This is a genomic window from Streptomyces sp. NPDC031100 (assembly GCF_055570785.1).
The window spans coordinates 25,084-37,321 of sequence record NZ_JBVIGN010000009.1 but is presented as its reverse complement, the minus strand read 5'-3'; the positions used below and the strand labels follow the sequence as shown (position 1 = coordinate 37,321).

The 12,238-nt window shown below is 68.0% G+C and carries 14 protein-coding genes; 11 read left to right on the top strand and 3 right to left on the bottom strand.

The window, feature by feature from the left end:
- Positions 1-5: 5 nt before the first annotated feature.
- The 6 genes from ACZ5DS_RS24760 (at position 6) to ACZ5DS_RS24735 (ending at position 3,570) form a co-directional block, all read left to right on the top strand.
- On the top strand, positions 6-803 hold the full coding sequence (locus tag ACZ5DS_RS24760) for a type III pantothenate kinase (RefSeq protein WP_468242275.1): 798 nt from the start codon (positions 6-8) through the stop codon (positions 801-803).
- A 193-nt stretch (positions 804-996) separates the two neighbouring features.
- A complete protein-coding gene (locus ACZ5DS_RS24755; RefSeq protein ID WP_468242980.1) occupies positions 997-1,668 on the top strand; it encodes a hypothetical protein in 672 nt (223 codons plus the stop codon).
- A 58-nt stretch (positions 1,669-1,726) separates the two neighbouring features.
- Positions 1,727-1,906 carry a hypothetical protein gene (locus ACZ5DS_RS24750; protein ID WP_468242273.1) on the top strand — a complete coding sequence of 60 codons (180 nt, stop codon included), beginning with the start codon at positions 1,727-1,729 and terminating at the stop codon, positions 1,904-1,906.
- 187 nt (positions 1,907-2,093) lie between these two features.
- Positions 2,094-2,489: a BlaI/MecI/CopY family transcriptional regulator gene (locus tag ACZ5DS_RS24745; RefSeq protein ID WP_468242270.1), complete on the top strand. Its 396-nt coding sequence runs from the start codon at positions 2,094-2,096 to the stop codon at positions 2,487-2,489.
- Positions 2,490-2,498: 9 nt separating this feature from the next.
- The gene (locus ACZ5DS_RS24740) at positions 2,499-3,032 is read left to right on the top strand and encodes an amino-acid N-acetyltransferase (protein ID WP_468242268.1); all 534 of its coding nucleotides are present in this window, start codon (positions 2,499-2,501) and stop codon (positions 3,030-3,032) included.
- Between the two features lie 202 nt (positions 3,033-3,234).
- Positions 3,235-3,570, top strand: a complete 336-nt coding sequence (locus tag ACZ5DS_RS24735) for a histone-like nucleoid-structuring protein Lsr2 (protein ID WP_468242265.1) — start codon at positions 3,235-3,237, stop codon at positions 3,568-3,570.
- Here ACZ5DS_RS24735 and ACZ5DS_RS24730 read toward each other — a convergent pair.
- Entirely contained in the window at positions 3,549-4,223 is a 675-nt protein-coding gene (locus ACZ5DS_RS24730) for an SCO3374 family protein (RefSeq protein WP_468242263.1), read from the bottom strand. The two genes, ACZ5DS_RS24735 and ACZ5DS_RS24730, sit on opposite strands and share 22 nt — an antisense overlap.
- 429 nt (positions 4,224-4,652) lie before the next feature.
- Here ACZ5DS_RS24730 and ACZ5DS_RS24725 point away from each other — a divergent pair, with 429 nt between their 5' ends.
- The gene (locus ACZ5DS_RS24725; RefSeq protein WP_468242261.1) at positions 4,653-7,178 is read left to right on the top strand and encodes an ATP-dependent Clp protease ATP-binding subunit; all 2,526 of its coding nucleotides are present in this window, start codon (positions 4,653-4,655) and stop codon (positions 7,176-7,178) included.
- A gap of 103 nt (positions 7,179-7,281) precedes the next feature.
- Here the strand turns inward: ACZ5DS_RS24725 and ACZ5DS_RS24720 are convergent, their stop codons facing one another.
- Positions 7,282-7,908 (bottom strand): HAD family acid phosphatase, encoded by a 627-nt coding sequence (locus ACZ5DS_RS24720; RefSeq protein WP_468242258.1) that lies wholly within the window; start codon positions 7,906-7,908, stop codon positions 7,282-7,284.
- A 455-nt stretch (positions 7,909-8,363) separates the two neighbouring features.
- On the opposite strand from ACZ5DS_RS24720, the gene ACZ5DS_RS24715 reads away from it, so the two are divergent.
- Positions 8,364-8,915: a M23 family metallopeptidase gene (locus ACZ5DS_RS24715; RefSeq protein ID WP_468242256.1), complete on the top strand. Its 552-nt coding sequence runs from the start codon at positions 8,364-8,366 to the stop codon at positions 8,913-8,915.
- A gap of 1 nt (position 8,916) precedes the next feature.
- On the opposite strand, the gene ACZ5DS_RS24710 is transcribed toward ACZ5DS_RS24715, so the two are convergent.
- Entirely contained in the window at positions 8,917-9,516 is a 600-nt protein-coding gene (locus ACZ5DS_RS24710; protein ID WP_468242253.1) for a TetR/AcrR family transcriptional regulator, read from the bottom strand.
- 126 nt (positions 9,517-9,642) lie between these two features.
- Here ACZ5DS_RS24710 and ACZ5DS_RS24705 point away from each other — a divergent pair, with 126 nt between their 5' ends.
- The 3 genes from ACZ5DS_RS24705 (at position 9,643) to ACZ5DS_RS24695 (ending at position 12,238) form a co-directional block, all read left to right on the top strand.
- Positions 9,643-11,235: an MDR family MFS transporter gene (locus tag ACZ5DS_RS24705; protein ID WP_468242251.1), complete on the top strand. Its 1,593-nt coding sequence runs from the start codon at positions 9,643-9,645 to the stop codon at positions 11,233-11,235.
- A gap of 104 nt (positions 11,236-11,339) precedes the next feature.
- Positions 11,340-11,807: a helix-turn-helix transcriptional regulator gene (locus ACZ5DS_RS24700; RefSeq protein ID WP_468242977.1), complete on the top strand. Its 468-nt coding sequence runs from the start codon at positions 11,340-11,342 to the stop codon at positions 11,805-11,807.
- Positions 11,804-12,238, top strand: coding sequence for a VOC family protein (locus tag ACZ5DS_RS24695; RefSeq protein ID WP_468242248.1), 435 nt, complete (start codon positions 11,804-11,806; stop codon positions 12,236-12,238). The genes ACZ5DS_RS24700 and ACZ5DS_RS24695 overlap by 4 nt, the downstream gene beginning before the upstream one ends.

The window sequence follows — 12,238 nt, the reverse complement described above, 5'->3', positions numbered from 1 at the left end:
CGGCCATGCTGCTCACGATCGACGTCGGTAACACGCACACCGTGCTCGGCCTGTTCGACGGCGAGGACATCGTCGAGCACTGGCGGATCTCCACGGACGCGCGCCGCACGGCGGACGAGCTGGCGGTGCTGCTCCAGGGCCTGATGGGCATGCACCCGCTGCTCGGCGAGGAGCTGGGCGACGGCATCGACGGCATCGCGATCTGCGCGACCGTGCCGTCCGTGCTGCACGAGCTGCGCGAGGTCACCCGGCGTTACTACGGCGACGTGCCCGCGGTGCTGGTCGAGCCGGGCGTGAAGACGGGCGTGCCGATCCAGTTCGACAACCCCAAGGAGGTCGGCGCCGACCGCATCATCAACGCGGTCGCGGCGAACGAGCTGTACGGCGGACCGGCGATCGTCGTCGACTTCGGTACGGCGACAACCTTCGACGCGATCTCCGCGCGCGGGGAGTACGTCGGCGGGGTGATCGCCCCCGGCATCGAGATCTCGGTGGAGGCCCTCGGGGTCAAGGCCGCGCAGCTGCGGAAGATCGAGGTGGCCCGGCCGCGGAACGTGATCGGCAAGAACACCGTCGAGGCCATGCAGTCGGGCATCGTGTACGGCTTCGCCGGGCAGGTCGACGGAGTGGTGGGCCGGATGGCCCGGGAGCTGGCCGACGACCCCGACGACGTCACGGTGATCGCCACGGGCGGCCTCGCGCCGATGGTGCTGGGCGAGTCCTCGGTGATCGACGAGCACCAGCCGTGGCTGACCCTGATCGGTCTGCGCCTGGTGTACGAACGGAACGTGTCGCGGATGTGAGAGTCCGGCGCCCGCAGCGGGCGCCGGTTCTCGCGCTCTACACGACGCCGGTTTTCACGCTCCACGCGCGCGTGTGACCCCGGTCGGGGGAACCTCGTAACGACACGCGACGACACAGCATTCCGATTCGTCACTTTTGTCCGATTAGCGGTAGCGTCGCCGCATGCCCACGCCATACGGATCCCGCGGCGGCATGGCGTTCGGCGCGGAGGAGCTGCGTGTGCTCCGCCGCGCTCTCGCCCTCGCCCTTCACCCCGGCCGAGCGTCCGCCGAGGACGTCAAGGACTGCTTCCTCCTCGCCGAGACCCTCGACGAGGCGATGCACGAGGGTGCCAGGCTGCGCGCCTTCCTGGTGGCGGACCTCGGCCGGTACCGCACCGCCCTGCCGGGCACCGCCGCCGGCTACCTCGCGCTCCTCGAGGAGGCGCTGGGCGCCGGGCACCGGCCGACGCCGGACGACCTCGCCGCGCTCCGGGCGCTGCGCGGCAACCCCGTCGCGGCCGCCCTGCTGGACCGCTGCCAGGCGCTAGCCGAGCAGGACGTACGGGCACGCTTCGCCCAGGGCGCCCGCAAGGTCCCCGCCCCCGCCGTACCCCCCTCCAGGACGCGCCTGATGGCCCTTCCCGGCGGTGCGGGCGAGATCCCGGCCGCTCAGTCCGACGACCCGGAGAAACCCGCCGAGAAGCCCGCTCCGAAGCCCGGTCAGGCCCCTCCCGGACGTCCCGCCGAGCGCCCGGCCACCGAACCGGCCGCCCCGAAGCGCCCCATCCCCACACCCGGCGAGGTCTTCCCACGGCGCAAGCCGCCCCAGCCGCCCGCCGCCCCCACGGGGCCGGCCAAGTCGCGGCAGCTCGCCGCCGGCTGAAGGGCCGGTTCGCCCACCCCGCCCGATTCGCCCCGGCCCGCGTGGCTACCCTGGAGCCATGGACTACGTCTCCGCACTCGTGCCCCCGGTCGTCATGGCCGTGTTCTTCATCGGTGTGGTCAGGGTGATCGTGAAGACCCAGGGCGGGGCCGCCAAGGCCAAGGAGGACGCGGCCGTGGACGCCGCCCTCGCGCGCACGGAGGGCGCACGCCGGACCTCCGCCGGCGGCGACGCCTGAACCGTACGAACTCCGGGCGTACGACTCTGCACACCCAGGGGCCCCTTCTGTCCCAGTGCTTTCCGAGTCGTACGCCCTTTTTGTTCGCGTTTGTAGCCTAAGTGCACGTCCGGCACGCCATTGCCGGGATCTCCCACTATTGTTCTGAGCTGTGCCTCGCCCATTGGGAGAACTCGAAGACGCGGTCATGACGCGGGTGTGGAAGTGGAACCGCCCGGTGACCGTTCGAGAAGTCCTGGAAGACCTGCAGCAGGAACGGTCCATCGCGTACACCACCGTGATGACCGTTTTGGACAATCTCCATCAGAAGGGCTGGGTGCGCCGAGAGGCCGAAGGACGTGCCTATCGATATGAGGCCGTCTCGACACGGGCCGCGTACGCAGCCGCCCTGATGAACGACGCCTGGTCGCAGAGCGACAACCCGGCCGCCGCTCTCGTCGCCTTCTTCGGGATGATGAGCGAGGAACAGCGCCAGGCCCTCAGGGACGCCGTACGCATCGTCCAGGGACCGGAAACCCAGGAAGCCCCGCAAGCCGCGCAAGAGGAGAACCCCGGCGCGGCGGGGGAGGCCGCCGGGCGATAGCGTCCGCTCATGTCAGCAGAGCGTCCCGAAGTGACCCCGAAAGCCATCACCGTCCGGCGGGCCCGGACCAGCGATGTCCCGGCCGTACGCCGCCTCCTCGACGCCTACGTCCGTGACCGCATCCTGCTCGACAAAGCCACGGTCACCCTTTACGAGGACATCCAGGAGTTCTGGGTCGTGGAACGCGACGACAACGCCGAGGTGGTCGGCTGCGGCGCGCTGCACGTCATGTGGGAAGACCTCGCGGAAGTCCGCACTCTCGCGGTGAAGCCCGGCCTCAAGGGCGCGGGCGTGGGGCATCAGTTGCTGGAGAAGTTGCTGGAGACCGCGCGCTGGCTCGGCGTTCGCCGCGTTTTCTGTCTGACCTTCGAAGTGGACTTCTTCGGGAAGCACGGGTTCGTGGAGATCGGGGAGACACCGGTCGACACCGATGTGTACGCGGAGCTGTTGCGTTCCTATGACGAGGGTGTCGCTGAGTTCCTCGGTCTCGAACGAGTGAAACCGAACACCTTGGGCAACAGCCGGATGCTTCTGCATCTGTGATCGTCATTGCCCCGGTTCCCTATGTCCGAAACGCGCATGTTTCCGGACGGGAGCGGGCCTCGGGCCTCTCCCGAGGGTTTGTGTTTTTCCGGCAAAAGCGGTTTGCTTTCCGACGTACTGCAGTACTGCATATAACAGGGGCGGCGAAACGGCGGACGCCGCACACCCCCTGGCCCTCACGTTATCGATGAAAGGAAATCCGGTGGCACAGAAGGTTCAGGTCCTTCTTGTCGACGACCTCGACGGCGGCGAGGCGGACGAGACCGTGACGTTCGCGTTGGACGGCAAGACGTACGAGATCGATCTCACGACCGCCAATGCGGACAAGCTGCGTGGCCTTCTCGACCCCTATCTGAAGGGTGGTCGTCGTACCGGAGGCCGCGCCTCGGGCGGACGTGGAAAGGCGCGGGTCGCTTCCGGCGGCAGCCAGGACACCGCCCAGATCCGTGCCTGGGCGAAGGAAAACGGCTTCGAGGTCAACGACCGCGGCCGTGTTCCCGCGTCCATTCGCGAGGCCTACGAGAAGGCCAACGGCTGATTTCGCCGGCAGGCGGGCGGCCGGGCGCTCGCGCGCCGCAGCCGGATCCGGTGGCACTGCGCTGCCACCGTGTCCACCAGTCGTACGAGATCGGGGGCGCCGTCCAGGCCCCCCATGGCCGGCAACGCCGGCAGCGAGGCCTCGACCTCGCCCCCCGGCCCGGGGGGCCGCAGCCACACGGCGGCCCCCTGCACGGGAACGGCGGCCGGCCGGTCGCCGCGCAGCGGCCGCGTCCCGCCGCAGGCCCGCTCGGGCGGAGTAGGCGCCTCCATCAGGCCGCCCGCACCCAGGGCCCGCAGGTCCAGCGCCAGCGGCCCCCATTCCAGCCAGTCCAGCAGCTCCGGCAGTTCCTCCGCGCTGCCCGCGGCCACCAGCAGCCGCATCCGGTCACCCCGCAGGGCCACCGGAGAGCCCGGCGCGAGATGCCTGAGCGCCGCGGCGCCCGCCTCGGCCGGCACGTCCAGGACGTCGAACCGCACCCCCGTGACCAGGCGCAAGGGGCATCCGGGCACCGTCGGCCACCCCAGATCGTTCTCGTACCAGTCCCGGGCCCGGGCGTGCTGACCGTCCCGGCCGTTCGAGGGTCTGGGGACCTTCGGGTCGAAGGGACGGCGAGGAAGGGGGACAGTGGAGGTCGGGACCGAGCCAGCCATGCCAAGTGAAACAGCCGAACCGAAGCGCGGGTTACGCTGGGTGTTCTGATGATTGCGCAGAGTGCCCGGCAGGGGGCGCGCGGGGGTTCGGGGAGGCGCAAGGTTGTTCGCCCATAGCGGAGGGGACCGGCGCGCGCGGCATGGAGTGTCAGTCCCTGCGGGTAAGAGATGCCTAGTGGGAGGGGGCGACGCGCAGGACGGGCCGTCTCACGTTCGCCATCGGCGTAGTGGCGAGTGGGGTAACTGCCTGGCCTGCGGGAACATCGTCTCGCACCATCGGGTTGGAGCAGATGTCGGCGTTCGGGGTCAGGAGGCCATCGACGGTGTCGGCAGTTGGAATGAGCGGTCCCCGCTTGCGGGACTAAGCTGCGGAAGGACAGGGAGGGGAAGTTCCCCCCACTGCCTGACCGCTCTGAGGAGCGATTAACGATGTTCGAGAGGTTCACCGACCGCGCGCGGCGGGTTGTCGTCCTGGCTCAGGAAGAAGCCCGGATGCTCAACCACAACTACATCGGCACCGAGCACATCCTCCTGGGTCTCATCCACGAGGGCGAAGGTGTCGCCGCTAAGGCCCTGGAGAGCCTCGGCATTTCGCTTGAGGCGGTCCGCCAGCAGGTGGAGGAGATCATCGGCCAGGGCCAGCAGGCCCCGTCCGGCCACATCCCCTTCACCCCCCGTGCCAAGAAGGTCCTGGAGCTGTCGCTCCGCGAGGCCCTTCAGCTGGGCCACAACTACATCGGCACGGAGCACATCCTGCTCGGCCTGATTCGTGAGGGCGAGGGCGTCGCCGCCCAGGTCCTGGTCAAGCTGGGCGCAGACCTCAACCGGGTGCGGCAGCAGGTGATCCAGCTGCTCTCCGGTTACCAGGGCAAGGAGACCGCCACCGCCGGCGGCCCGGCCGAGGGCACCCCCTCGACCTCCCTCGTCCTGGACCAGTTCGGCCGGAACCTCACCCAGGCCGCTCGTGAGTCCAAGCTCGACCCGGTCATCGGGCGCGAGAAGGAGATCGAGCGGGTCATGCAGGTGCTGTCCCGCCGTACCAAGAACAACCCGGTGCTGATCGGTGAGCCCGGCGTCGGCAAGACCGCCGTCGTCGAGGGCCTCGCCCAGGCCATCGTCAAGGGCGAGGTGCCCGAGACGCTCAAGGACAAGCACCTGTACACGCTGGACCTCGGCGCCCTGGTCGCCGGCTCCCGCTACCGCGGTGACTTCGAGGAGCGCCTGAAGAAGGTGCTCAAGGAGATCCGCACCCGCGGCGACATCATCCTGTTCATCGACGAGCTGCACACGCTGGTCGGTGCGGGTGCCGCCGAGGGCGCCATCGACGCCGCTTCGATCCTGAAGCCGATGCTGGCCCGCGGTGAGCTGCAGACCATCGGTGCGACCACGCTGGACGAGTACCGCAAGCACCTGGAGAAGGACGCGGCCCTGGAGCGCCGCTTCCAGCCCATCCAGGTCGCCGAGCCCTCCCTGCCGCACACGATCGAGATCCTCAAGGGTCTGCGCGACCGGTACGAGGCCCACCACCGCGTCTCCATCACGGACGAGGCCCTGGTCCAGGCCGCCACCCTGGCCGACCGCTACATCTCGGACCGCTTCCTGCCGGACAAGGCGATCGACCTGATCGACGAGGCCGGTTCCCGGATGCGCATCCGCCGGATGACCGCTCCGCCGGACCTGCGCGAGTTCGACGAGAAGATCGCCGCCGTCCGCCGGGACAAGGAGTCCGCGATCGACTCGCAGGACTTCGAGAAGGCCGCCTCCCTGCGTGACAAGGAGAAGCAGCTCCTGGCCGCCAAGGCCAAGCGGGAGAAGGAGTGGAAGGCCGGCGACATGGACGTCGTCGCGGAGGTCGACGGCGAGCTGATCGCCGAGGTCCTCGCCACGGCCACCGGCATCCCGGTCTTCAAGCTGACCGAGGAGGAGTCCAGCCGCCTGCTCCGCATGGAGGAGGAGCTGCACAAGCGGGTCATCGGCCAGAACGACGCCGTCAAGGCGCTGTCGAAGGCGATCCGCCGTACGCGTGCGGGTCTGAAGGACCCGAAGCGTCCGGGTGGTTCGTTCATCTTCGCCGGCCCCTCCGGTGTCGGTAAGACCGAGCTGTCCAAGGCGCTCGCCGAGTTCCTCTTCGGTGACGAGGACGCGCTGATCTCCCTCGACATGTCGGAGTTCAGCGAGAAGCACACGGTGTCGCGTCTCTTCGGTTCGCCCCCCGGCTACGTGGGCTACGAAGAGGGCGGCCAGCTGACCGAGAAGGTCCGCCGCAAGCCGTTCTCCGTCGTCCTCTTCGACGAGGTCGAGAAGGCCCACCCGGACATCTTCAACTCGCTGCTGCAGATCCTGGAGGACGGTCGCCTGACCGACTCCCAGGGCCGGGTCGTGGACTTCAAGAACACGGTCATCATCATGACGACCAACCTCGGCACCCGGGACATCTCCAAGGGCTTCAACCTGGGCTTCGCGGCCTCGGGTGACACGAAGACCAACTACGAGCGCATGAAGAACAAGGTCCAGGACGAGCTCAAGCAGCACTTCCGGCCCGAGTTCCTCAACCGCGTCGACGACGTGGTCGTCTTCCCGCAGCTGACGCAGGCGGACATCCTGCGGATCGTCGACCTGATGATCAGCAAGGTGGACGAGCGCCTGAAGGACCGGGACATGGGCATCGAGCTCTCCCAGTCCGCCAAGGAGCTGCTGTCCAAGAAGGGTTACGACCCGGTGCTGGGCGCGCGTCCGCTGCGTCGCACCATCCAGCGCGAGATCGAGGACACGCTCTCGGAGAAGATCCTCTTCGGCGAGCTGCGCCCCGGTCACATCGTGGTCGTGGACACCGAGGGCGAGGGCGAGTCCCAGACCTTCACCTTCCGGGGTGAGGAGAAGTCGGCTCTGCCGGACGTCCCGCCGATCGAGCAGGCGGCCGGCGGTGCCGGGCCGAACCTGAGCAAGGACGCGTAAGCGTCACGGTCGAGTGAAAAGGGGCCGGTGCTTTCGAGCACCGGCCCCTTTTCGCATGCACACTCGCGGCCGCATCGCGCGCGAGCGCCGAATTCCCGAAGGGTTACGACAACTGCCCGTTGTAGTCCGGCAGTTTGAACGTCTTCTCGGCGTGGCCGCCCGACAGGTCGGTGGCGCTGTTGCCGACGTTCGCGATGATCGTGTAGCCCTTGTTCTCGATGTCGACGCGCTGCGCGGTCTTGTAGGCGGCGACGTCCTTGAAGAGGTCGAACAGGCCGCGCACGTAGAGGCCGGAGACGTCGTAGCCGTCGTACTCGAGGTTGTACTCGGTCGGCCAGTAGATGATGCCCGGACGGGCGGTGACGAAGAACAGCGAGACGCCGTGCTCCTGGGCGTACTTGGCGACGTCCAGCACCGGCTTGTTGGCCGGCTGCGGGTAGCTGAAGCCGAAGTCGGTCTCCAGCGTGGTGTTGTCGATGTCGAAGACGATCGCCTGCTTCTCACCGGGCTTGGCGGCGGCGATGCGGTCCTTCAGGTACGGCAGGGCCTGGCCCATCACCGCCTGGCAGTCCTTCTGCCAGGTGGCGTAGTCGACCTTGGCGGCGGTGGCCGTGGCGGAGGTGCTGCTCGCGGTCGCGTTCGCGGCCTCGGCCGGAGCCGCCAGCGCGGTGAGCGCGGCCACGGAGACGGCGGTGGCGGCAATCCGGTGCGCCCAGGGGCGTCTGGTCATCGGTGGGGGTCCTCTCACGTCCGTACGCTGCACGGCCTGAACGGTGAACTGTCAGGGGCATGATCTGTGGCGAGGGTGGCGCGAGGGGAACCGTAAGGTTACCGATGGGTAGGTGCCTAGAGGTGTGCGTCACATTTCTCAGGCCGACGGTTTATCGAGCCGGTGATATGGCGCACAGGCGAAATGTCCGTTACTAGCCGAGATAGTGGGATCCGATATCAGGCAAAAAGGGACGTTCACCCCGGAATCATGCCTGAAAAGCCGACGTCGTTGGGGTTGATGTCCAAGGAGTTAGTGTCTGTCAAGGATTGGGTGATTTTTGGTTCATCTACTACGTGACGCCGTAGATAGCGGGCATTGAGCGGGAATGGGACCTCGGGTTACCAATGACTGGCCCGTCCGGCGGACGTCAGTGCGCTGGGTGGTGATTCTGTCCCCGAGCCCACGAGGTCCACATGTTCCAGCGCTTCATGTCCCGCTCTTCCCGTACGTCCTCGCTCCGTACCCGCGTGACCGTCCTGGCCGCCGGAGTGGGCGCCACGGCCGTGCTGGGGACCGGGGTGGCGAGCGCCGCCGATCCGTCCGCGACCTCCTGGGTGGACCCGGTGAAGAAGTACACGCTCTCGGCCAGCTTCATGCAGTCCGGCAGCCACTGGGTCGCCAAGCACAGCGGTCAGGACTTCGCCGTGCCGACCGGTACCGAGGTTCTCGCCGCGCACGGCGGCACCGTCGTCAAGGCCGGCCCCAACGGCGCCGGTGACGGCCCCGCGTACGGCAACGCCGTCGTCATCAAGCATGGCGACAGCACCTACTCGCAGTACGCGCACCTGTCCCGGATCGACGTCAAGATCGGCCAGGTCGTGAAGACCGGCCAGCACATCGCCCTCTCGGGCAGCACCGGCAACTCGACCGGCCCGCACCTGCACTTCGAGATCCGGACGACCCCGAACTACGGCTCCGCGATCAACCCGGTCACCTTCCTGCGCGCCCAGGGCGTCACGGTCTGAGCTAGCCCTCCCTGCGGGCGCCCTCATGTGCCTGCGTGACCAGGTCCACGGCGACCTCGAGAATGGCCTTGCGCTTCTTCTCGGGGTCGCCTTCCAGGTCCTGCATCAGGAACATCCCGGCGTGCAGCGTGAAGAGCGCGCTGACGCAGCGGACCTGGTCGACCAGGGGGGACTCGGGGTCGATGATGATGTCCCTGAGGAGACGCATCCGGTCCTTGAAGGTCTCGCCGATGCGCAGTTCCCGTACCGTCGCCTGGTTCTCCTGCATGAAGCGGAACAGCGGTGCCGCGCCGGCCAGTGCGTCGCTGTAGCGCCGTACGATCTCGTGCTTGGTCTCCAGTGTCTGCGGCTGCTGTCGGCCCCACTCGATCAGGTCCTCGATCGGTTGCGTCAGGTCCTCGTAGAGGCTGACGATGATCTCTTCCTTCGTCTTGAAGTGGTAGTACAGGGCCGCCTTCGTGACGTCGAGACGCTCGGCGATCTCGCGGAGCGAGGTCTTCTCGTAGCCCTGCTCGGCGAAGAGTTCGAGCGCGACGTCCTGGATGCGCTGGCGGGTGTTGCCGCGGCGCTGCTGCTTGGTGCCGTCCATGGTGCCGCCCATCCTCGTACTCCTCGCGCTCCCGCGGAAACTTACTTGACGCCCGGCTAGTGACAGGTCTACCTTCCCAGTGTAGTGAGAACTAGCCGGGCGGCAAGTAAGTAGCAGCCCCGAGGGGGAGTAGGAGAGATGGCGGACACGGAGGCGGCCGTGGCGGCCCAGGGGATGCCGGACCAGCCGGAGAAACAGCCGAAGAGCGTGCGGGTGGTCCTGCTCGCGCTCATGATCGCGATGATGCTCGCGATGCTCGACAACATGATCGTGGGCACGGCGATGCCGACGATCGTGGGTGATCTGGGCGGCCTGGAGCACCTGTCCTGGGTGGTGACCGGGTACACCCTGGCGACCGCGGCCTCGACGCCGGTCTGGGGCAAGATCGGCGACATGTACGGCCGCAAGGGCGCCTTCCTCAGCTCGATCGTGATCTTCCTGATCGGCTCCGCGCTGAGCGGCATGGCCCAGGACATGGGCCAGCTCATCGGGTTCCGGGCCGTGCAGGGACTCGGCGCCGGCGGTCTGATGGTCGGCGTCATGGCGATCATCGGCGACCTGATCCCGCCGCGGGAGCGCGGCAAGTACACGGGCATGATGGCCGGTGTCATGGCACTGGCGATGATCGGCGGCCCGCTGGTCGGCGGCACGATCACCGACAACTGGGGCTGGCGCTGGTCCTTCTACATCAACCTGCCGCTCGGCGCGGTCGCGCTCGTCCTGGTCACCGCCGTGCTGCAGCTGCCGAAGAAGCGGGCGCAGGCACGCATCGACTACCTGGGCGTCGCGCTGCTGACCGTCGGCATCACCTCGATCGTGCTGGTCACCACCTGGGGCGGCAGCGAGTACGCGTGGACGTCCGCGCGGATCATGGAGCTGATCGGCATCGGCGTGGCCACGCTGATCGGGTTCGTGTTCTGGCAGACCAAGGCCGCCGAGCCGGTGCTGCCGCTGCACATCTTCCGCAGCCGCAACTTCACGCTGATGTCCCTCATCGGCTTCATCACCGGCTTCGTGATGTTCGGCGCGACGCTCTACCTGCCGCTGTACCAGCAGTCGGTGCAGGGTGCCTCCGCGACCAACTCGGGTCTGCTGCTCCTGCCGATGCTCGGCGCGATGCTCGTGACCTCGATGATCGCCGGACGGATCACCACCAACACCGGCCGCTACAAGGCCTTCCCGATCATCGGTGGTGCGCTGATGATCGTCGGCCTGTACCTGCTGTCGCTCATGGACACCGGTACGACCCGGCTGACCTCCGGCATCTACATGGCCGTGCTGGGCCTCGGCATGGGCTGCCTGATGCAGATCACCATGCTGGTGGCGCAGAACAGCGTGCAGATGAAGGACATGGGCGTGGCCTCCTCGTCCTCGACCCTGTTCCGTACGCTCGGCTCCTCCTTCGGTGTCGCCATCATGGGCGCCCTGTTCAACCACAGGGTCCAGGACGTCATGGCCGAGCGGGGCGGCGCGCTGGGCAAGCACATGACCGAGAAGTCCGCCGCGCTGGACGCGAAGCACCTCAAGATGCTGCCGGCCCCGATCCGGGAGGCGTACCAGTACGCGGTGTCCGCCGGTACGCACGCGGCGTTCCTGCTGGGCGCGGCGATCGCGGTGATCGTGCTGATCGTGGCGCTGTTCGTGAAGGAGGTGCCGCTGAAGGGCGGGCCCCAGAAGGCCTCGGGTGACAGCGCCGAGGCTGCTCCGGCGCCGGTGATCGAGGCGGTCTGAGCAAGTCCTTGAGCTGAAGGCCCCCGGTTGGTGTCCGCCCCGGGGGCCTTCGCCATGCCCAGCCACTGTCAGTCCCCCGTGTCACCATCGGCCTCATGGACAAGATGCGCCGGCTGCGTCTCGCCAAGGACGCCATGGACCGTGACTGGGCCGACCCCGGGCTGGATCTGCACGCGGTGGCCGCGCATGCCGGGTACTCGCGGTATCACTTCCTGCGCGCCTTCAAGGACGCGTACGGCGAGACGCCGGGGCAGTATCTGACCCACCGGCGGATCGAGCGGGCCGAGGAGATGCTGCGCAGTGCCAACCTCACGGTGACCGAGATCTGCACCCTCGTCGGCTTCAGCAGCCTCGGCACCTTCTCCACCAGCTTCAAGGCCCGCACCGGGCTCACCCCGAGCGAGTTCCGCACGAAGCACGTGGGCCGCGGCGCCTCCCTCATACCGGGCTGCTACGCCATGCTCTGGGCGGGCGGCTTCAACACCGCAACTTTGAGGAAGCACGCCGAGCCCGCCCCTGCCTACGGTGACGAGCAGGAACAGCAGCCTGCCGACAGGAGAGCGGAGCCATGATCAAGGGCCTGGGCATCACCACCGTATGGACCTTCGACCAGCAGCGCACGAAGGCCTTCTTCACCGAGAAGCTGGACTTCGAGGTGCGCAGCGACCTCGCCATGGGCGACATGCACTGGGTCACCGTCGGGGCCAAGGACCAGCCCGGTGTGGAGCTGGCCCTGATGAGCCTGGACGGCCCGGGCCTGGACCCCGAGTCCGCCGAGGCGCTGAAGAAACTGGTCGCCAAGGGGGTGCTGGGGGCCGGGGCGTTCCGTACGGACGACTGCCGCGGGGACTACGAGCGGTTCAAGGCGCGGGGCGTGGAGTTCCTCCAGGAGCCGCAGGAGCGGCCGTACGGCATCGAGGCGATCTTCCGGGACGACAACGGCAACTGGTACTCGCTGACCGAGCGCAGCGAGGAGCTGGACTTCTCGAAGGACTTCGGCTGA